At 70.2% G+C, this 18,902-nt stretch carries 19 protein-coding genes; 9 read left to right on the forward strand and 10 right to left on the reverse strand.

The features are described from left to right. Positions 1–180: 180 nt before the first annotated feature. The 8 genes from VKV26_05645 to VKV26_05680 all read right to left on the reverse strand — a co-directional run bounded on the left by VKV26_05645 (position 181) and on the right by VKV26_05680 (position 9,164). On the reverse strand, positions 181–1,296 hold the full coding sequence (locus VKV26_05645; GenBank protein ID HLZ69379.1) for a sulfite oxidase: 1,116 nt from the start codon (positions 1,294–1,296) through the stop codon (positions 181–183). A 126-nt stretch (positions 1,297–1,422) separates the two neighbouring features. After that, positions 1,423–1,842, reverse strand: a complete 420-nt coding sequence (locus VKV26_05650; GenBank protein HLZ69380.1) for a hypothetical protein — start codon at positions 1,840–1,842, stop codon at positions 1,423–1,425. A 96-nt stretch (positions 1,843–1,938) separates the two neighbouring features. Further along, positions 1,939–2,298 carry a DsrE family protein gene (locus VKV26_05655; protein HLZ69381.1) on the reverse strand — a complete coding sequence of 120 codons (360 nt, stop codon included), beginning with the start codon at positions 2,296–2,298 and terminating at the stop codon, positions 1,939–1,941. Between the two features lie 105 nt (positions 2,299–2,403). Continuing rightward, complete coding sequence (locus VKV26_05660; GenBank protein ID HLZ69382.1) at positions 2,404–3,042, reverse strand: sulfurtransferase TusA family protein; 639 nt, start codon at positions 3,040–3,042, stop codon at positions 2,404–2,406. 394 nt (positions 3,043–3,436) lie between these two features. Further along, positions 3,437–5,044: an HD domain-containing phosphohydrolase gene (locus VKV26_05665; GenBank protein HLZ69383.1), complete on the reverse strand. Its 1,608-nt coding sequence runs from the start codon at positions 5,042–5,044 to the stop codon at positions 3,437–3,439. Positions 5,045–5,268: 224 nt separating this feature from the next. After that, entirely contained in the window at positions 5,269–6,213 is a 945-nt protein-coding gene (locus VKV26_05670; protein HLZ69384.1) for a hypothetical protein, read from the reverse strand. A 501-nt stretch (positions 6,214–6,714) separates the two neighbouring features. Further along, positions 6,715–7,890 carry an acyl-CoA dehydrogenase family protein gene (locus VKV26_05675; protein HLZ69385.1) on the reverse strand — a complete coding sequence of 392 codons (1,176 nt, stop codon included), beginning with the start codon at positions 7,888–7,890 and terminating at the stop codon, positions 6,715–6,717. Between the two features lie 89 nt (positions 7,891–7,979). Continuing rightward, positions 7,980–9,164, reverse strand: coding sequence for an acyl-CoA dehydrogenase family protein (locus VKV26_05680; protein ID HLZ69386.1), 1,185 nt, complete (start codon positions 9,162–9,164; stop codon positions 7,980–7,982). On the opposite strand from VKV26_05680, the gene VKV26_05685 reads away from it, so the two are divergent. The 5 genes from VKV26_05685 (at position 9,157) to VKV26_05705 (ending at position 12,332) form a co-directional block, all read left to right on the forward strand. Next, positions 9,157–9,942 carry a helix-turn-helix domain-containing protein gene (locus VKV26_05685; protein HLZ69387.1) on the forward strand — a complete coding sequence of 262 codons (786 nt, stop codon included), beginning with the start codon at positions 9,157–9,159 and terminating at the stop codon, positions 9,940–9,942. The two genes, VKV26_05680 and VKV26_05685, sit on opposite strands and share 8 nt — an antisense overlap. A 124-nt stretch (positions 9,943–10,066) precedes the next feature. Beyond that, positions 10,067–10,330 (forward strand): nickel-binding protein, encoded by a 264-nt coding sequence (locus tag VKV26_05690; protein ID HLZ69388.1) that lies wholly within the window; start codon positions 10,067–10,069, stop codon positions 10,328–10,330. A 252-nt stretch (positions 10,331–10,582) separates the two neighbouring features. After that, entirely contained in the window at positions 10,583–11,113 is a 531-nt protein-coding gene (locus VKV26_05695; GenBank protein ID HLZ69389.1) for a MaoC family dehydratase N-terminal domain-containing protein, read from the forward strand. 20 nt (positions 11,114–11,133) lie between these two features. Beyond that, positions 11,134–11,583, forward strand: coding sequence for a hypothetical protein (locus VKV26_05700; protein HLZ69390.1), 450 nt, complete (start codon positions 11,134–11,136; stop codon positions 11,581–11,583). Between the two features lie 464 nt (positions 11,584–12,047). Next, entirely contained in the window at positions 12,048–12,332 is a 285-nt protein-coding gene (locus VKV26_05705; protein HLZ69391.1) for a CopG family antitoxin, read from the forward strand. 154 nt (positions 12,333–12,486) lie between these two features. On the opposite strand, the gene VKV26_05710 is transcribed toward VKV26_05705, so the two are convergent. Further along, positions 12,487–13,212, reverse strand: coding sequence for a class I SAM-dependent methyltransferase (locus tag VKV26_05710; protein HLZ69392.1), 726 nt, complete (start codon positions 13,210–13,212; stop codon positions 12,487–12,489). Positions 13,213–13,408: 196 nt separating this feature from the next. Here VKV26_05710 and VKV26_05715 point away from each other — a divergent pair, with 196 nt between their 5' ends. Continuing rightward, positions 13,409–14,047, forward strand: coding sequence for a TetR/AcrR family transcriptional regulator (locus VKV26_05715; GenBank protein HLZ69393.1), 639 nt, complete (start codon positions 13,409–13,411; stop codon positions 14,045–14,047). 29 nt (positions 14,048–14,076) lie between these two features. Here VKV26_05715 and VKV26_05720 read toward each other — a convergent pair whose 3' ends face one another. Next, positions 14,077–15,165 carry a sulfite oxidase gene (locus VKV26_05720; GenBank protein ID HLZ69394.1) on the reverse strand — a complete coding sequence of 363 codons (1,089 nt, stop codon included), beginning with the start codon at positions 15,163–15,165 and terminating at the stop codon, positions 14,077–14,079. A 197-nt stretch (positions 15,166–15,362) separates the two neighbouring features. Here VKV26_05720 and VKV26_05725 point away from each other — a divergent pair, with 197 nt between their 5' ends. The 3 genes from VKV26_05725 to VKV26_05735 all read left to right on the forward strand — a co-directional run bounded on the left by VKV26_05725 (position 15,363) and on the right by VKV26_05735 (position 18,847). Then, positions 15,363–17,144, forward strand: coding sequence for a thiamine pyrophosphate-requiring protein (locus VKV26_05725; protein ID HLZ69395.1), 1,782 nt, complete (start codon positions 15,363–15,365; stop codon positions 17,142–17,144). A gap of 48 nt (positions 17,145–17,192) precedes the next feature. After that, complete coding sequence (locus VKV26_05730; protein ID HLZ69396.1) at positions 17,193–18,359, forward strand: cobalamin-independent methionine synthase II family protein; 1,167 nt, start codon at positions 17,193–17,195, stop codon at positions 18,357–18,359. 68 nt (positions 18,360–18,427) lie between these two features. Next, positions 18,428–18,847, forward strand: coding sequence for a (4Fe-4S)-binding protein (locus VKV26_05735; protein ID HLZ69397.1), 420 nt, complete (start codon positions 18,428–18,430; stop codon positions 18,845–18,847). Positions 18,848–18,902 lie beyond the last annotated feature (55 nt).

Genomic DNA, 18,902 nt, shown 5'->3' on the forward strand with positions numbered 1-18,902 from the left:
ATTGCCTGGCAGGAGCGGCGCAAGCACCGCCCACGCTGCGTCCGTCAGTTCTCCCCGCCCGACCATGCCCAGCTCCTGTGGTGTGCACACCCTCCTGCACAGGATACCGGGCAACGGGTCCATTCATCAGACAGACCCTAACCGGGGTGAGATGACTCGTCTGCGGCGCCGATGGCCGCCTCATTGTCTGATTCCTCGTTCGCCCACGCGAATCGGCACCTCCTGAATCTGGTTGGTCGCATAGCCGAGTCGATTCCACTCGGGTTGCTCGGGCTGGACGCGACCGGCCAGATCTGTTGCCCGAGCGCGGATTCCGATCAACCCGCACTGCTCGACGCGGGTAAGCAACTCCCACCATTGCCAGCCGTGGCGCTGCCGCTCGCCGATCAAGCGAGCCGCTTGCCACACGCCGCCGCCAACGCTGAGCTCGACGTGCGCGATCGGCGCCGCTCCGGACCAGGCGACGCCGCGGATGGTCAACGTGCCGCGTGCGACCCGTGCGCCCGGCTCGGGCTCCGTAATCAAGGCGCGGACCCGCTGGAGCGTTACTGGCTCGCTCACCGCCCGGCCGCACTGCTCGCGCTCAACGATGTACCGCTCCGTTTGGAAATGGCCTCGGAACGCCCGGTCGATGACCTCGATCTCGGTCAGCCACTTGACCGACGCTACCGCATACCAGCCGGGAACGATCAGTCGCAGGGGATAGCCGTGCTGCACCGGCAAGGGTTCACCGTTCATGGCATAGGCCAGCAGCGCCCCCGAATCCCGCGCATCGGCGAGCGTCAGGCTGCGTTCGAAGTGGATCGCGCCGGTTTCCGTCTCCAGCGATCCCGCGTCGGCGCCCCGAAACAGCACCTCCCGCGCACTCGCCTTGATGCCGGCGCGTTCCAGGACTTCCACCAGCGGCACGCCTGCCCACTCGGCCGTGCTTACCGCTCCCAACTGCCACTGTTCACCCTCAACCGCCGGGTGCAGCAGCGAGCGACCGTTGCCCGCGCACTCCAATGTGGCGACGAGCGTTTGCGAGCGCAGGCTGCGCATGCCGCGCAGGCCGAGACTCAACGGCCTCTCGACGACTCCGCCCACGCTGAGCCGCCAGGTCTCTGGATCGAGCCGGGGAATCTGAAAATGATTGCGTACGTAGAAGTGCGCGTTCGGCGTCACAACCCCACCGATAAGCGCGTGAATCGGCGTCTCACAGTTGAGCGGATGCGCGCAACGGACGATGAGGCCGGCAGCGATGGCACGCTGGCAGGACTCCTGAGGATCAAGTACGGGCGCCGGGTTGCCTCCCATCGGAAGCCCCCTCTCTGCAGCCTGTTGCAAACGGCCGGGAGCGGTTTCGCGCGATCGTCATGGAGCCGCCCGGCCGTGAGGCGCCAGTCGCTCACGGGCAAGAGACGCGGCAAGACTCCAAACGGCTCAGCCCGCTGCCACCCGGCAAAGGACAGCGCTGACCAGGAACGCCGCCCAGCCGGGATGCTTCCCTCTGGTCCCGGCGAACCACACGACGGCGCACACCGAGAGAGCGACGGCGGTCGTCCTGACGACGAACCGCTCACCGGCCCCGAGTTCTGTGCGGGACGCGTAGCGACCGAGCAGCAGCGCGAATGCCCAGCCAAGCAGCGTCGGGGTGTGCCAGGCGGTGCGGAGCGTCCGCGTCGCCGCCGCCGGCGTGTCGGCGCAAAACACCCTGGCGAGGGTGTCGCTGCCCGGAAGTGCGGGAAATCCTTGCACGCTCTCCAGTTCCATGAGGCGGAGCAGGAGCAGCTCGCCAAAGCCGGAGTGAGCCAGGCCAGCCGCGAACAGCATCAGGCTGGCAGCGCGGAGACGACGGGACACGACCAGACCCTCCCTTCGCCCAGCCGGCCGACGAGTATATCTCCGACCCATGCCGCCAGCGCGGACGCCGTGCGGACTGTGCCCCGGCGCACCGCGTCAGAAGCTCAGCGTCGCGGCGCCGGCGGCCATGTATTCGACCACGTTCGCGGCGGTGACGATGCGTGCGCCATCGATCAGGTCTGCCGCGCCGATGCCGCGCGGTTTCGTGCAGGCGCCGCAGGCCCAGATCTGCCCGCCGTTGGCGACGAACGACTGCACCACCTCTTGCAGCGGCGGAAAGCCATCCTTCTGGACAGCGCCGGCGCAGCGGTTGGTCGCCAGCCAGACGCCCTCGATCGTCAGCAGCACCACCGCCTCCTGGTCGGCCGTCGCCGCGACGTTGCCGACGACGAACGGCAGGATCGCCCGCTCCGCGTCCTCTGGCCCATGGGTTGCGTTCACCAGCAGCTTGCTCACGGCGGTCTCCCTCAACCGATGACTGATGATGACTGCGTGGCCCGGCAGTTTGGTGGTTGCGGTGTGGACGATCACAGGCACGGCCAATTCCAGCCCTGGCGGCTGTCAAGTTCGCTTGCGCAGGTAGAAGCGCGTTCGCCCCGTTTCCTCCTCAACCGTTGCCAGCAACGCGTTGCCGGTCAACCGGCTCCAGGCGGCAATGCCCTCACACGCCTCGGGCTCGTCGGCGCAGACTTCCAGTACCTGGCCGCTCGCCAGCGTTCGCATCGTGCGCTGAATCAGCGGCGTGAGCGTGGCGCAGGTCGCTCCGATCGCATCCAGCACCGCGGCCGGGACTGCCGCCTGGCCCGGAGCGAGGAACGGCCGGAACCCTGAGCACAGGAGGTCCAATCGCACGAGCTTGCCGTCCTGCAGGTCGCCATAGGCCTGCTGCTCCACGGTCTGTCTGCCGTCGGCATCCACGACGAGGAAGCGGTAGCGCACATGCAGCCGGTCGGCCAGCGTGCCGGCGTCACTCTCAAGCAGCTCCAACTGATCGGCGTCGCCGAACCAGCGCTGGAAATACGCCACCGCATCCTGCGCGCCCGTCGCTTCGCGCACACCGGGCGGAACCAGCGCCCGAAACCGGATCTCGGGATGAAAGCACGCTTCCAGTGCCGCGAAGTCGCGCTTCACTACGGCGGCGATCAACGCTTCGCCCATTCGCCGGTGCTCGTCGCCGGTGTCGTTGACGTCCTCGTGCATCGGGCCCGCCTCTGTCTGGCTCGTGAGACCTGCGTCCGTTACTTGCGATCCTGGCTGTCCGCCGCGGCGCCGGCATCGGACGAGTGTCCCATTTTGACCAGCGATCGCTGGCTCGTCGCAGCGGGGCGCCATTCGCTCAGGTAGATACGGCCCACACGCGGGGGTAGGTTCGTCAGGACACTATCCACCGCCCCGCTCCGCTGTACACGCAGCGCCCGTGCGCCAGCAGATCCGCCGCGCGCAACGGGCACATGGGCGAGCGCTGTGCTCAAATTGAGCAGAAACCGGAGCAGGCCGAGACATAGCGATCCGGCTGGAGCGCCCACCGCCGGCTCACGCCTGTGATCGAGAGGCACGCACAGGTTCAGAGAACGGGAGACGAAGGCCGCCCCTTTTACGGCAGCAGGCCGTGCTCAACGGCGAACAGCGTTGCGGCGACGCGCGTGCTGACGCCAACCTTGTTGTAGATATGCTCCAGGTGGTGCCGCACGGTGTGCTCGCTCAACACGAGCTGCTGCGCGACCTGGCGGCGGCTCGCGCCGCGGGCGAGCAGGCGCAGGATCTCGACCTCGCGATCGGTGAGCCCCGCCGGCCACTGCCGCGGCGGCTGCCTGCGCTGAGCCGCCGCGGCCGGCCCGCCCAGCGCCAACGTGTCATCAAGGGCCCCGAGCGCCTGCGGACAGAGGTTGCTCCCCGCCTCCACGCGCAGTTGCTGCAGCGCCGTGCGCGGGTCGAACGCGGGGTGGCCGGGGGCAGCGTGCGTGAGTTCGTCGAAGCGATCGGCGACGGCGATGATACGGGCGCCGAGCGGAATCTGCGAACCGGAGAGACCACGGTAGTAGCCTTGCCCGTCGATCCGCTCGTGGTGCGCGGCGATCAGCGGCACGGCCGGCGCCAGCGCGGGGACGCTCGCGAGAATGCGCTCGGCGTGATAGGGATGCAGGCGCAGGCGCTCCCGCTCGATCGCGGTGCGCTTCGCCTCGGGTTTCTCAAGGGTGAAGGACGGCACGGCCACCAAACCGAGGTCGTGCAGCAGCGCGGCCCGGCGCACGTGTGCCGTCTCCGCAGCGGGCAGCGCCAGCCGCCGGGCCATGCGCTCGGACACGTCAGCGGTGCGCCGCGAGTGGCCGGCGGAGAAAGCCGACTTCAGGTCCGCGAAGTCGGCGAAGGCGAGCGCGACGTCCTCCAACTGCGCGGGGGCAACGTAGCGCCAGGACGACACCGGCTCCAGCGCGAGCACCGTGGACCACACCGACTCCTGCTCCAGTCCTTCCCAGAACGCGGCGCCGCGGGACACGGCGAGGAAGGCATCGACCACCGCGGGGTCGAAGGCGGAGCCTCGCCGGCGCCGCGCCAGCCGCAGGGCCGCCGCGCGGCCGCCGATACGATGGAACGCCTCGATGAAGCTTGTCGCATAGACGATGCGCGAGACGAGGGGAATCTGCTCTCCGCGGGCGCCGTGCGGGCCGTGACCATCCCACTGTTCGAAGATTGAGAGCAGGGCGCGTTGCACCTCGGCCGGCATCCCGAGCCGCCCCGCAAAGCGTTGCGCCACCTCGCAGGTGTTGCGAAACGCCTCGCGCGCGTTCGCCCGGCCGTGCAGCGCAAAGGCGAGCACCCGTGCCGCCCGCAGCGGGGGCGGAGCCTCTACGCCCACATAGTCCTTCAGCCAGCTGAGCACGTCGAACGGGTTGCGGTCGTCGCCGCGGTAGACGAACGCGCGCCGGGCCACGATCTCATCGCCGACGATGGCCACGGCCAGCTGGCTCGTCCAGGCGGTGCAGCCGGCGTCCATCAGCAGTTCGGCGTAATAGAGCGCCGCGCGCTGATCGGCTGAAAGCCCAAGCCGCTCGGCGATGTGCATACCGATATAGCAGGCGCGAACCGCGTGCTCTTCGGGCAGCCCAACGGCGAGATCGGCGGCCAGCGAAAGGGCGCCGAGCAGGTCGGCCGTCCGCAGCTGGCTCAACAGCGTCTCCGGCTCAACCGGAACCTGCGCCACGGCCACGTCTCCTGGTCCGCGTCATGCCACGCAATCGGGGTTCGCAGCACCGCGCGAGCCCCCTCCGCACGTGCAGCATAACGCGCTTAGGGCGGCGCTGACGCGCCGGACATTTGGCTGCCCAACGTGAGGCGAGGGCTTGCCCCCGCTGGCTCCGCGGAGTTCGCCGCCCGCCCCGGCAACGTGGGGTGGGCGGCGGGGGCAGATGTGCGGGTAGTCGGCCCCTACGACTGCGGCACGCCGACCAGGGTGAAGTTGACCCAGTCGCTCCAGACGGCGTTCGGCTGCAGGCTGAGCCGCGCCCGTACCCGCCAGGTGCCAACAGCCTGCGGCGTGGTGTACGGCGCGAATGCGGCGAACGGGATCTGGATCGCGTGGGTGGAGACGCGGGCGTCGAAGCTGGCGACGATCGGCGGCGCGATCGTGTAGGTGCCCGAGGCATCGGCGTACTCCCACTCGACGTCGAAGACCGGATCGACGCCGTCGAGCGCGGCCGTGCAGCCGTCCGCGGCACCGCGCTTCACGTTGAGCGGCACGGAGCTGGGAGAAGTGATCTGCTGGCCCTCGCTGGGCAGGAGCACCAGGCTCGTGTACTCGGCATCGCCGAAACAGGGGTTCGGGAAGAGCGCTGCCTTGTCCTTGTAGTCGGCGATCAGCCGCAGTAGGACGTTCTGCCGGGCATCGCCGGTCAGATAGCCCGCGCTCACGGGCGCAGCCTGACTCGCGTCGATGATCCTCTTGGCGACCGGGGGATAGACGCCCTCGAAGGACTGGCGAGTGCAGTGGGCGTCGGGCGCCACCCACGGGTCGAGGTCGCAGCTCCACTCCGAGCGCACATTGAGGCCCGTGCCACGGATCTCCTCGCGCGCCTCGTGCTCCCCCGGATGGTATTCGTCGTACACGTAGAGGTTTGTGACGGTCCAAACCTCTCCCGTCAATATGTCGCCGTCACTCGTCCGTACGTCGCAGCTGCCCGAGAGGTTGTAGGCGCGGTTGACGCCGGAGATGTCGGGCGGACCGAAGTACCCCGTCGGACTCGACACCGTGGCGCTGCCGCTCTGGATGTTGCAGATAATGTCGGGTCCTCTCCCTTGAAAACCGCAGGCGCTGGAGAGCAGGGCGCTCAGCCCGAGCGCGGTGAGGGAAACGGTCGGAACAAGGCGATGCATGGCTTGCCTCCTTGCATGAACGCAGGCTCAACGGAATGCGTGGGCGCCGGTGAGGGAGGGTTGCCCCATCGGCGGACCGTGCGCCGCACCCGCGCGGTCCTGGGTCCACTGGCCCGTACGGCAACTCACCCGGCTGCCGGCGCGGCGACGCCGCTGCATGGGCTGGAGGAATGACTCGCATCAAGACTGGCGATCGCAGTTCGAGGGACGCCTGGCGGCGGAACTGCAAGCTGGTCTTGAACCCCTGCACAAGTGTAGTTTGCACACGGAATGATCGCAGTGAGGCCGCGAACACGGTCTGCGTGAGGTAGACCACCGACGCGCTGCGGTGATACGCGGCAAGAGCCGTGCGCGCCGGCGGCCGCATGCGGCACAGCAATCGGCACTGCAACGGCAGCGCGCTGCTGGCCGGGCCGAGGCCATGGAGGCAGCCGACCGCTCCAGCGCAGAGTCCGCCCGGGAACGCCGCGCAGGGCCGGATGCGAAAGGGCGAAACAGGCTCTAGAAGAACGGCATGCCGGCCGGCAGATCGAGCTCGACTCGCCCGGCTGCTTCGTAGGTAAGCGGGCCAACCATCACGTGCGCGGCCGCCGTGCGCATGTCGCGGAACTGCCGTTCGAGCGGGCTGCCGGCGAAGACGGAACTCGTGCCCAGCGCCCCGTGCAGCAGGTCGACCGCCCGCCAGCTCGCCGTGGCGGCGTGGCTGGTGGCCAGGCGCACCCGCGAGTTGAGCCGGCCCAGATCCTCGCCCCGCTGGGCGGCTCCCCACAGGCGGCCGGCGGCGCCGTGCAGATGCTCGCGCGCCGACTCCACCAAAACGAACGCCTCGGCAACTTGCAGTTGCAGCCGCCCCTGCTCCGCCAGCGGCCGGTCCGTGCCCCAGCCGATCTTGCGCCGCGCCGCCTCGACCGCCGCCTCCACCGCCGCTCGCCCCAGGCCGAGCGCGTGCGCTCCGTGCGTGGTGAACATCAGCGCCAGCGTGCGGTAGAACGGCCACGGGTGCCAGGGCACGGGCATCATGCGCAGCAGGAAGGCATCGGGCACGAAGACCCCGTCCACGCTGAAGTCGTTGCTCGCCGTGCCGCGCAGGCCGGTGGTAAACCACGTGTCGTGCACCGTCACCTGCTCGCGGGGCAGGAAGGCCATGTAGCTCACGGCGTTGCCGGCCTCGTCGCGCTGCGGCTGGTCGCCGCCGCCCTCGTAGCGCAGGCATTCACCGGCAAACCAGTCGGCGTGGCTGCTGCCGCTGGCGAAGGGCCAGCGCCCGCTCACGACGCAGCCGCCGTCTGCGGGCACGGCGCGGCCGATCGGCCGCGCCGTGCCGGCGATGATGCCGCCGGCGCCGACCATGGCCATGGCCGCCTCCCGCTGCGCGAAGCCGGCGAGTGCCGCGTTCTGCGCGGCGATCATCACGCACCAGCCGGCGGAGCCGTCGGCCGCGGCGACCTCTTCGATCGCCTGCATCAGCGGCAAGGGTTCGGCCTCGAGGCCGTGCAAATCGCGGGGAACAGTCAGGTGAAAGAGGCCCGCCTGGCGCATCGCATCGACGGCCTCGGGCGGCAATCGCCGTTCGCGCTCGGTCTGGTCCGCCAGCGTGCGCAGCAGCGGCGCCAGGGCGCGCGCGGCGTCAAGCGGCGACGCTTGGACGCTATCGGACGGTTGGGTGGTGGTGGTCATCAGCGGCTCCCAGCCAAAGATCGGGAGGCGCAGGCAAGAGGGGGGCTGAAGCGGCCCCCTCTTCCCTCTGCTCTCTTCCCTGTTCCCTGTCAGCCCCAGCGCGGCTCCTGGCCGAGCGTGCTGAGCAAGGACTTGCCGACCACCTCGTGCGCCAGCGCCGAGTTCGCCGGGTGGATCGTGGCCAGCGTCACGTCGCGCAACAGCCGTTCGATCTCCTGCCCCCGGAAGATGGCGCCGCCGCCCACCACGTCGAGCGCCAGCTTCGCCACCTGGCGGGCGCCTTCCGTGACGCGGCACTTCATCGCCACCAGCTTCAGCGGCCACAGGCCGCCGTGATCCACGCCGTTCGACCAGTCATCGGCGACGCGCTCCAGGTGCGCCGCCATCGCCTCGATCTCCATTCCGATCTCGCCGACGATGTACTCGATCATCGGGTTGTAGGCCATGGACTTTCCGCCCAGCGCGATCGAGGTCTTCCTGGTGGCGCTGGCCACGGCCAGGTCGCGCAGCCGCTCGGCAATGCCGAGGTAGACGCTGGAGATCGTCGGCTCGGCGGCGCCAAACAGACACAACACGAACAGATTGGCGCCGGCAAAGCCGACCGGCGTGACGCTGCCGATATAGCGGTCGGGCACGAAGGCGCCCTCGAGAACGGTATCGTCGGAGCGCGAGGCGCGCATGCCGAGCGTGTCCCAGGTCTCGACGACGCGGAAGCCCGACGTGGCTCGCGGCAAGAAGGCGTGCACGATCTTCGGGCCAGTCGGGTCGTCGTTGTCCTGCGCATGCAGGCCGAGGCGCGTCCAGACCGGTGACAGCGAGCCGAAGTTCTTGTGGCCGTAGAAGCGATAGCCGCCGTCGACGCGCTCGGCGCGGGTGGTGGAGGCCATGCCGACCAGGTCGTTTCCGGACTCGGAGTGGCCGGCGGCGAAGACCTCACCCTGGCCTGCTTCCTCGAGCATCCAGCTCGTCGAGGGATCGCCCATCGCCCGCATCGAGGCGGCGAGCACCGTCCAGTAGAGGTGCATGTTCACGGCGAGCGCGGTGGCGGGGGCGTAGTAGGCGAGGCGGCGCTGCTCGCGGCAGACCTCAGCGAGGCTCATGCCGAGGCCGCCGAACTCTTTGGGCACCGCCATCTTGAGATAGCCGGCCTCTTTCAGCGCCTCGAAGTCCTCCGTGAAGAAGCGGTTCTCCTTGTCGTAGCCGGCGGCGCGGCTCGCGCAGCCGTCGAGCAACTCCTGGCTCAGCGGGGAGGCCGGGGCTTCAGCCGTGGTCACGGTCGTCTCCTTCTTGTGCGGCGTCGTCCGCGTGGCGCCTTTACACTACGCCAGACAACGTTATACGCTCTTATTAGATGAGCGAACCGTTGCTGTCAAGAAGATCAACGCGCCGCAGACCGCTTTTGCATGTGAGCTTGCAAACACTGAGAATGAAGGCATGTCGGATCGTGATGCAGCCCTGGAGTCCGGCACCCTCGTCGATCAGATCAACCGCGAGGTGCATGCGATCGCGGCGCGGCTGGGCTGCGAGAACACGACCGACCTCTTCTTTCTCAGTTTCCTGCGGCGAATGGCTCGCTTCGGCTACTTCACGCTCGGCCCCATCACCATCGACGTGCGCCTGATCGAGGATCTGGTGGAGCGCAACGCCGTTCCCGGACCGGTTGCCGCCGCCTCGGAGGATTTCGTCCGCTTCTCGCGCCTGCTGATGCAGGAGGTGCGGCGCAGCGAGCGCACGCAGATCGACGAGTTGCACCTGCTGCTCGCGCTGATGCGCTGGGGCGAAGGGCTGCCGGGGCGGGTGTTCGGCGAGCTGGGTGTGACGCCGGAACAGATCGAGCGCTACCTGCAGCAACCCCACGGCGCCGCCGGCTCGCTGGAACAGCTCATGACCCCGGAAGAGGTCGCTGACTACTTGCAGGTCCACGTGCAGACGGTGCGCGCCTGGATCCGCGCCGGCACGCTGCCGGCCCGCCGCGTCGCCGGTCTGCGGGCGCTGCGCGTGCGCGCGGGCGATGTCGAACGGATGCTCAAACCGCTCGGCCCCCCCGGCTGAGGCGCCGCTTCGCTGTCTCCCAGCACCCCTCGTGCGGACCGCTGTGCCGCGCGAGATGTATCCACTCGTGCTATCATTTTGTTTGCATCGAGTCGGATCGGTTGCCGCGGCGGGAGGCAGTGTGATGGCGCTGTATCGCATCGAGCGAGATCTGGGCGACGTCAGCGCGGAGGAGATCGACGCCGCCGCCTTCCGCGCGGTCGCCTGTGCGCCGCTCTTTACCGGTCTCACCTGGCGGCGCTCGTACTACGATGCGGCCGCCAGGCACATGACCTGCTACTACGAAGCTGCCAGCACCGGGGATTTGCGCAAGCACGCCGAGATGGCGCGCATCCCCTGCGACTCGGTGAACGAGGTCACCGAATACCTGCCGGAGCGCTACCGGTAGCGCTTGTCCTGCATTTTGACTCGCCGTACCGGTGAGTCTCAGGCGCACAGAACGACGCCGGCGCCACGCTGCCTTCCGTGTCCCCATGCCCGGACGCGATCCCACAGACGGCAGAGGACGCATCGACGACGGGGCAACGCGCCCCGCAGGGTGGTGCGCGCCGCCGGTGGCTATCTTCCACCGGCCGGAGGCGGTAGCCTGACCATGCCGCCGCGGCGGCGGACGCGATCGAACGAGCTGGAGACGCGGCGCATGGCGGCAGTGACGGGTGTGTACGAGATCGAGGTGGTGCGGCGCGAGTGGATCGGGCGCTCGACGCCGGTGACCGCCGGCCGCTACCCGGTCGAGCACGACCCGATCCGCCGCCACTGCCAGATGGTCGAGGACCGCAATCCGCTCTTCCTCGATCCGGAGTTCGCCGCGACGACGCGCTTCGGCGGCGTCATCTCTCCGCCCACGCTGACGGATTACTTCGCCGGCCGCGGCGCCTGGCCGCCCTCCACGGAAGGAGCGGCGTTCATCCGCCAGGTGCCGACCCGCGGCGACCGGCTGATCAACATGAACCAAACGCTGGAGTTCCTGCGCCCGGCAAGGGTGGGCGAGCGGCTCGCAAGCCAAATGGTGATCGTGGACGTCTATGAGAAGCCGATCCGGCTTGACCCGCAGGCCGTCTGGATCGTGTTCGAGACCCGCGTCACCAACGCGGCCGGCGAGCTCGTCTCCGTGACGCGCAACACGCTGCTCACCCACCGCAGCCCCGATGCCGTCGCCGCCGACGCCTGACTCAGGACGAGGAAGACGCCATGACCACCGCCGCCGCGCCCGCCCAGCGCTACTGGGAGGATGTCTCCGCAGGGGACGATCTGCCCGGCTTCGACCTTGATCTGAGCGAGACGAAGATCGTGGAGCAGGTCTCGGGCTCGCAGGATTTCTACGCCGTGCATCACGACCGGCCCTTCGCCCGCGCCGGCGGCCACGAGGATATCTTCGTCAACACCGGCTTCACGCGCGCGGCGCTGGCCCGCCTGCTCACCGACTTCGCCGGCATCGACGGCTGGGTGTGCTGCCTCAGCTACCAGATGCGGCGCATGAACCGCCCCGGCGACACGATGCGGCTGCGCGGCCGTGTCACGCGCAAGTACACGGCCGAAGACGGCTCGCGCCGCGTCGATCTCGACCTCTGGGCGGAGAACGACCGCGAAGGCGTGACGACGCCCGCCACCGCCACCGTGATGCTGCCAGCGCGCGGCTGACCCGCCGCCGGCCTCACGCCATCCGGCAGCACAGCGGCGCGGCGGGCGTGGGGGGCGATGCAGCGGCCAATCCCTCGGCAAGATTCTCCATCCGCCATCCTCCCAGGTCGAAGGCAGAACCGCTGCGCCCCATGACCGTTGCGGACGCGCGCCCTGTACCGCAATGCGTTACACTTTGCCTGTATGTTGACGGTTCGCAGACTGGTGTGGGATGGCTGGAATGTCGCGCACATCGCTCGGCAGGCGGTCACTCCCGACGAAGTTGAAGAAGTCTGCCACGGTGACCCCGAGATGTTGAGCGGGCACTCGGGACGTATCCTCTCCGTCGGGCCAACGGCCGGCGGCCGCGTGCTCACGGTCGTCCTGGCTCCGCAGGGCCGCGGCGTCTACTACCCAGTTACCGCTCGGCCCGCGAGCCGTAAGGAGCGCGTCTATCACGCCGTGCAGAAAGGCGATGGCACACCATGACCAAGCGTGACCGATCAACTCCCGAGCGCATCCCCGCCTTCGCTTCGCGCGAAGAAGAGGCGGCCTTCTGGGATACGCATGACGTGACCGACTACCTGGACGAGCTCAGGCCAGTCAAGGTTCATTTTGCCCGGAACCTTTCCGAAGGCATCACCATCCGTCTCGACGCCGAGACGCTCGCGACTCTGCGCGAGCAGGCGCACAAGAAAGGGATCGGTCCCACGACGCTCGTCCGCATGTGGATTCTCGAGCGGCTGGAGTCCAGCCGGCAGGGCACGTGATCTCGCCACCATCTCAGGTCCGCAGCCACCAGCACCGTTCACCGCCGGACGCTGGTTGGTTGCCCGGCGGCGCGGCCGGCGTGCCGGGCGTGAAGCATCTGGTGTGGCCGAATCGCCGCGCCGCGCTGGCTGCCGAGAGTGGGAGCGCGCCGCCTTACTCCGGGCGGGCCAGCGCGTAGATCGCGATCGTGCCGATCAGCGACATCTGGCGCTCGGCCGGCGCGACTCTGCGCCAGCCGTTCGTCGCGAGCAGCGCTTCCAGCGTGATCTCGCCCTGTGGGTCGCCGTCCGGCGCTGCTGCATCCGGCGCCGCCGGGTGCTCGGCCGGCAGCGCGCCGTGTGCGTGCAGAGAGCTGCCGTGGCGCTGCAACCCCAACGTCAGCCGCCGAACCAGGCGCATCAGGCGGTTGTGCGGCCGTGCCAGGTCCCCGATCACCAGCCGGCCGCCCGGGCGCAGCACGCGCCGCACCTCCGCCAGCGTGCGCTGCCGCTGGTCCGGCGTCAGGTGGTGGAACATGAGCGTGGAAACCACGGAGTCAAACGAGCCGTCCGCGTAGGGCAGCGCGTAGGCCATGCCCTCGTCGAACTGCACCGCAATGCCGGCCCGCCGCGCCTTGCGCCGGGCGATGCCCAGGATCGTCGGGTCGCCGTCCACGCCGATCACCGTCGCGTCCGGCTGGCGGCGATGCGCCATCAGCACCAGCGTGCCCGTGCCGCAGCCCAGGTCCAGCAGCCTCTGCCCGGGCGCAAGCTGAGCCAGGTCGATCACGCGGTTCTTGAGCCGGCGCTCGCGCATGCCCAGCCGGGCCATCAGGTCGTAGTACCGTGTTAGGCGGTCCGAGCCGGCCGCCTTGAGGTAGGGCTCGTGTGTACTCGTCATCGTCTTCCTCATGCAAGAGCGAGATGCAAGAGCGAGCTTCGCCCGCTGGCCGGGCGGCCCCGCGACGGGCGATACTGAACAGGTCGTTCGGTATTTACGCTACGCGGCGAGCGCCACGCCGGCAAGACACAGGCCGCTGCCGCCGTTCCGTAGCGAACGGTGCACGGCGAGCGTTCGGAAACGGGGAGGCCCGGCGGTGGCTGGCGAACGTCGCGACCGGCGCGTGTTGCGCAGCCGCCGGCTGCTGCAGGATGCGCTGGTGGCGCTGGTTCAGGAGCGGGGCTATGCGGCGGTGACCGTGCAGGCGGTGCTGGACCGTGCCGATGTGGGCCGCGCGACCTTCTACGCCCACTTCGCCGGCAAGGAGGCGCTGCTGCTCAGCATCTTCGAGGAGCTGCGGCAGCCGCTTGAGCGCGAGCTGGCCGGCATCACGCCGGAGACGGTGGCGCGCTTCGGCACAGGGGTCGGCTTGCTGCAGCCGCTGTTCGCGCACGCCGCCCAGCACCGGCGGCTGTACCGGGTGTTGCTGGGCTCGCGGGACGGAGCCGCGCTGCTGCGGCTGCTGCGCGAGATGCTCGCCACGCCGCTGCGGGCACACCTGGAGAGCGCGATCGCCCGGCACCGCGGCCGGCCGGCGGTTGAGGTCGAGCTCGTGGTGACGGCGTTTGTCAGTGCTGTGCTGGGCGTGCTGGTTTGGTGGCTGGAGGCGGACCTGCCGGGCACGCCGGCGGAGCTGGACCGGGCGATCGAGCGGCTGCTCGCGCCCGGCATCCAGCGCGCCCTCGACCTGTCCGCCGATGGAGCGCCGCGGCGCCACGCCGACGCCCCCGGCTGAGCGCCGCGAGCCGCCGCGAGCCGCCGCGCTCAGCGCACCCGCACGCGGACGCGCTGCGCCATGTTGTTGCCCATGCCCCGCGCGGTCCACGCCTGCTCCACCGGCTGCACGGCGCCGGTGGCGTCCGTGGCCCGGCAGAGCAGCTCGTAGACGCCGGGCGTGGCGGCGTCCCAGGTAAAGTGCCACGCCTGCCAGGCGTGCGGGTGCTCCGCGGAGCGCAGCCCCGCCGGCGCCCAGGAAGCGCCGCCGTCGGTGCTCACCTCCACCCGCGTAATCGGCGAACGTCCCGACCACGCCTGGCCGCTGAGCTGGACCGGCCCGCGCTCCACGATGCGCATGCGGGTCAGGAAGTCCGGGATGCCGGGCGGCGCCAGCAGCGAGCGCACGCGCATCAGGGCGACCGCCTCACCAACTTCCGCGCGCGATTGGCTGTAGCGGTAGGCCACGGCGTTCTGGTAGCCGGCAAACGGTTCGTTCAGCGCCGTGATCGCCCGCAGCCACTTGACGTGGGCCATCCCATACCAGCCGGGGATGATCAGGCGCACGGGCGCGCCGTGCTGCGGCTCCAGCGGTTGGCCGTTCATCGCCCAGGCCAGCAGCGCGTCGTCGTGCTGTGCTTCCGCCAGCGGCAGGCTGCGCTGGTAGTCCTGCTCGACACCGCCCTCGATGCCGCGGTCCAGCCCGGTGAACAGCACATCCACCACGTCCGGGCCGAGTCCGGCTTCGTCCAGCAGCGGCCGCAGCGGCGTGCCGGTCCATTCCGCCGTGCCGATGGCGCCGTAGAACCAGGGCTGGCTGAGCGGCCGGGGCGAGAGCAGGGCGCGGCCGTCGCCGGCGCATTCCAGCGTCACGCGCAGCGTGCGTGCGGGGCGGCGCTGCAGCGCCGCCAGCGAGAGACTGAGCGGCCTCTGCACGGCGCCGTCCAGTGTCAGTTGCCAGGCGTCCGGATCGACCAGGGGGATGTCGTAGTGCACGAGCGTGTAGTGGAGGCCGGTAGGGGTCACCGGGTAGCGCAACCCCTCCAGGGGCATGGCGTGGTTGCGCAGGGCCAGCTCAAGCTCCTCCGCATAGATCCGCGGGTCTGGCTCCAGCCCGCTGCCGTCTCCCACGGCCGGCAGGCCCAGGTCGGTGGTCGTCAAGGCGCATACTCCTGAACAGCAGTACTCCGCTCAGATTATACGCTGCGCGCTCCGGGCCACCGCGGGGGAGATGAGTCGCGGCTGGACCGCGGCGGTCGCCAACCGCCGCCCTCTATTCCCTACTCCCTATTCCCTGTTCCCTAGTACGCTATGCCCCGAACAGGGGAGGGAACGCGATGGCGGCGAGCAGGCAGACCAGGCTTTCCACGGGCACGGCGCTGGCCGAGCAGACGGCCGAGACGGCCGAGGCGTTCGTCGAGGCGCTGATCGCGCACGGCGTCGAGTGCCTCTTTCTCAACCCCGGCACCGACACCTTTCCCGTGCAGGAGGCGCTGGCGAAGTGCGCCGCGCTGGGCAAGCCCGCGCCGCGCACCGTGCTCTGCCTGTTCGAAGTCGTGGCGCTGGCGGCGGCGCACGGCTACTACGCCGCCACGGGACGGCCGCAGGCGGTGATGGTCCACGTCGATGTCGGCACGCAGAACCTGGGCGGCACGCTGCACGACGCGCAGCGCGGCCACGCGGCCGTGCTGATCTGCGCCGGCCGCGCCCCCTACACGACGGATCCGGCGCTGCGCGGCCACCGCGATGGCTACATCCACTGGCTTCAAGAACAGATGGACCAGCACGGCATCGTGCGCAACTACGTGAAGTGGGACTACGAGCTGCGCCGCTCCGAGCAGATCGGTGAAGTCGTCTCCCGCGCCCTACAGATCGCCGCCAGCGACCCGCCCGGCCCGGTTTATCTGACGCTGCCGCGCGAGAACCTGATGCAGACGATGCCCGAGGGCGGCGCCCCGGCGGCCGGCGGCGGCAGACCGGAAACCGCGCCGCCCGTGCGCCTGGGCGCCGGCGACCCCGACGCCCTGCGCGACGTGGCCCGGCGGCTGGTGCAGAGTGAACGGCCGCTGGTGATCGCCGGGCAGAGCGGCCGCACGGAGGCGGGCTTCCGCGGCCTCGTGCGGCTGGCGGAGCTGCTGGCGCTGCCGGTGGTCGAGAACAGGGCCCGCGTCAACTTCCCCTCCGACCATCCGCTGCACCAGGGCTACGACGTCTCGCGGCGGCTGGAGCAGGCCGACCTGGTGCTGGTGCTCGACCAGGACGTGCCCTACATTCCCACGCGCACCGCGCCGGCGCCCGACGCCGCCGTGATCCAGATCGATATCGACCCAATAAAAGAGCGCATCCCGCTCTGGAGCTTCCCGCTCACCAAGGCGATCCGCGCCGACAGCGCCCGCGCCCTCGAGCTACTGGCCGAGTACGCCGAGCCGCTCGTTGACGAAGCGGCCAGGCGCCGCATCGCCGCCCGCCGCGCCGACTGCGAGGCGCACCACCGCGAGCAGCACGCGGAATGGCAGGCGGCGGCGCGGCGGGCCGAGCACGCGGCGCCGATCGCGCCCGCCTGGCTGGCGCACTGCCTGGGCGAGCTTTCACGCGAGACGCCCGACGCCCTCTTCGTCGACGAGACGGTGACCAACAGCGGCGTGCTCTGGCAGCAAACGGCGGCGAACGAACCGGGGCGCTGGTTCGGCAGCGGCGGCTCTGGCCTCGGCTGGGGGCTGGGCGCGGCGCTGGGCGTGCGCCTGGCCAACCCCGAGAAGCCGGTGATCGCGATGGTGGGCGACGGTTCGTTCGTCTTCGGCGAGCCGCTGGCGGCCTTCTGGGCGGCGCAGCAGCAGCGGGCGCCGTTCCTGGCCGTGATCTTCAACAACGCCTGCTACAACGCCACGAAGCGGCCGCTGGTCGCCGCCTATCCCGAGGGTTACTCCGTGGCGCGGGACGAGTTCATCGGCATCGACCTGGCGCCGGCGCCGCGCTACGACCTGCTGGCGCCGGCGGTCGGCGCCCACGGCGAGCGCGTGGAAGAGCCGGCCGAAGTCCTGCCGGCGCTGCGCCGCGGCCTGGAGCGCGTGCGCGCCGGGCAGGCGGCGATCGTGGACGTCCAGCTCGCGCGGCCGTAAGCGCGGGCGCGGCGCGCCGGCATTCCGACGCCATGGAGGGCGCAAGCCATGCTGCGCAGCGAGACGCGCATTCTCACCACGCACGCCGGCAGCCTGCCGCGCCCGCCGGAGCTGGTCGAGCTGTTCGTGCGCCAGAGCCACGGCGAGACGGTCGATCCGGCCGCGCTGGAAGCGGCGGTGCGCTCGGCGACGCGGCGCGTGGTGGCAAGGCAGCTTGAGGCGGGCATCGACATCGGCAACGACGGCGAGCAGGCGCGCGAGAGCTTCTTCACCTACGTGCGCCGGCGCATGAGCGGCTTCGGCGGCGAGGCCGAGCGCCCGCCGTTCAAGGACATGCAGGCCTACCCGAGCTACCGCGAGCGCTTCCTCGCCGGCGCCGCCTCGCGCCAGCGGGTCAGCCTGGTCCGTCCGCCGAAGGCGATCGGCGCCGTGGCCTACAGCGATCGCGGGCCGCTGGAGCGCGAGTGCGCCGGCTTTGCCGAGGCGCTGGCGGAACAGCCGGCGCCGTTTGCCGAGGCGTTCATGACGGTGCCCTCGCCCGGCATCATCGCGGCGGCGATGGTGAACGAGCACTATCCCTCGCTGGAGGCCTATCTCGACGCCGTGGCCGAGGCGCTGGCGGTCGAGTACGGCCGCATCGTGGCGCAGGGTTGGCTCTTGCAGATCGACGCGCCGGACCTGGCGATGGAGCGCCACGTCTACTTCGCCGAGCGGCCGCTGGCCGACTTCCTCGCCTTTGTCGAGCGTGTGATCGCCGCGATCAACCGCGCGACGGCCGGCCTGCCGCGCGATCGCATGCGGCTGCACGTCTGCTGGGGCAACTACGGCGGCCCGCACACCTTCGACGTGCCGCTGGCCGAGATCCTGTCGCTGCTCTACCGCGCCAACGCCGGCGCCCTCTTGCTCTCGATGGCGAACCCGCGCCATGCGCACGAGTACCGCTGCTTCGCGCGGCAGCCGCTGCCCGACGGCATGCTGCTGATCGCCGGCGCGATCGACACCACCACCAACTACGTCGAGCATCCCGAGGTCGTGGCCGAGCGCATCGAGCGCGCGGCGCAGGCGGTGGGCGATCCGCGCCGCGTGCTGGCCGGCACGGACTGCGGCTTTGACACGGCCGCCGGCGCGCAGATGGTGGCCGACGACCTGGTCTGGGAGAAGCTGCGCGCGCTGCGCGCCGGCGCCGACCTGGCCTCGCGGCGCCTGTTCGGCTGAGCGTGAAGCGGGCTGGGCTGCGTATCATACGGCCAGAAGCAACGGTGGTGATTCGGGGAGCGACGGTCATGGCGGACATACGGGTTTACAGCACGGACGCGATCGAGGTGCACTGGGATGCGAGCCGCTGTATCCACTCGGCCCGCTGCATCGCCGGGGCGCCGCGGGTGTTCGATCCGCGCCGCCGGCCCTGGATCGTGCTGGAGGGCGCGGAGGCCGATCACGTGGCCGACGTGATCCAGCGCTGCCCCAGCGGCGCCCTGCACTTCCGCCGGCTGGACGGCGGCGCCCAGGAGCAGCCGAACGAGCCGCCCGTCGCCCTGCCCGTGCCGAACGGCCCGCTCTACCTGCGCGGCGACATCCGCCTGGAAACGATCGACGGCACGCTGATCGCCGAGGACACGCGCATGGCGCTCTGCCGCTGCGGCGGCTCCGCCAACAAGCCCTTCTGCGACAACACGCACTTGCGCATAGGGTTCAAGGGGTAGGGCGCAGGGCGTAGGGAACAGGGAACAGGGAATAGGGAATAGAGGGTCGCGACGC

It is taken from the genome of Dehalococcoidia bacterium (assembly GCA_035310145.1).
Lineage (GTDB): Bacteria > Chloroflexota > Dehalococcoidia > CAUJGQ01 > CAUJGQ01 > CALFMN01.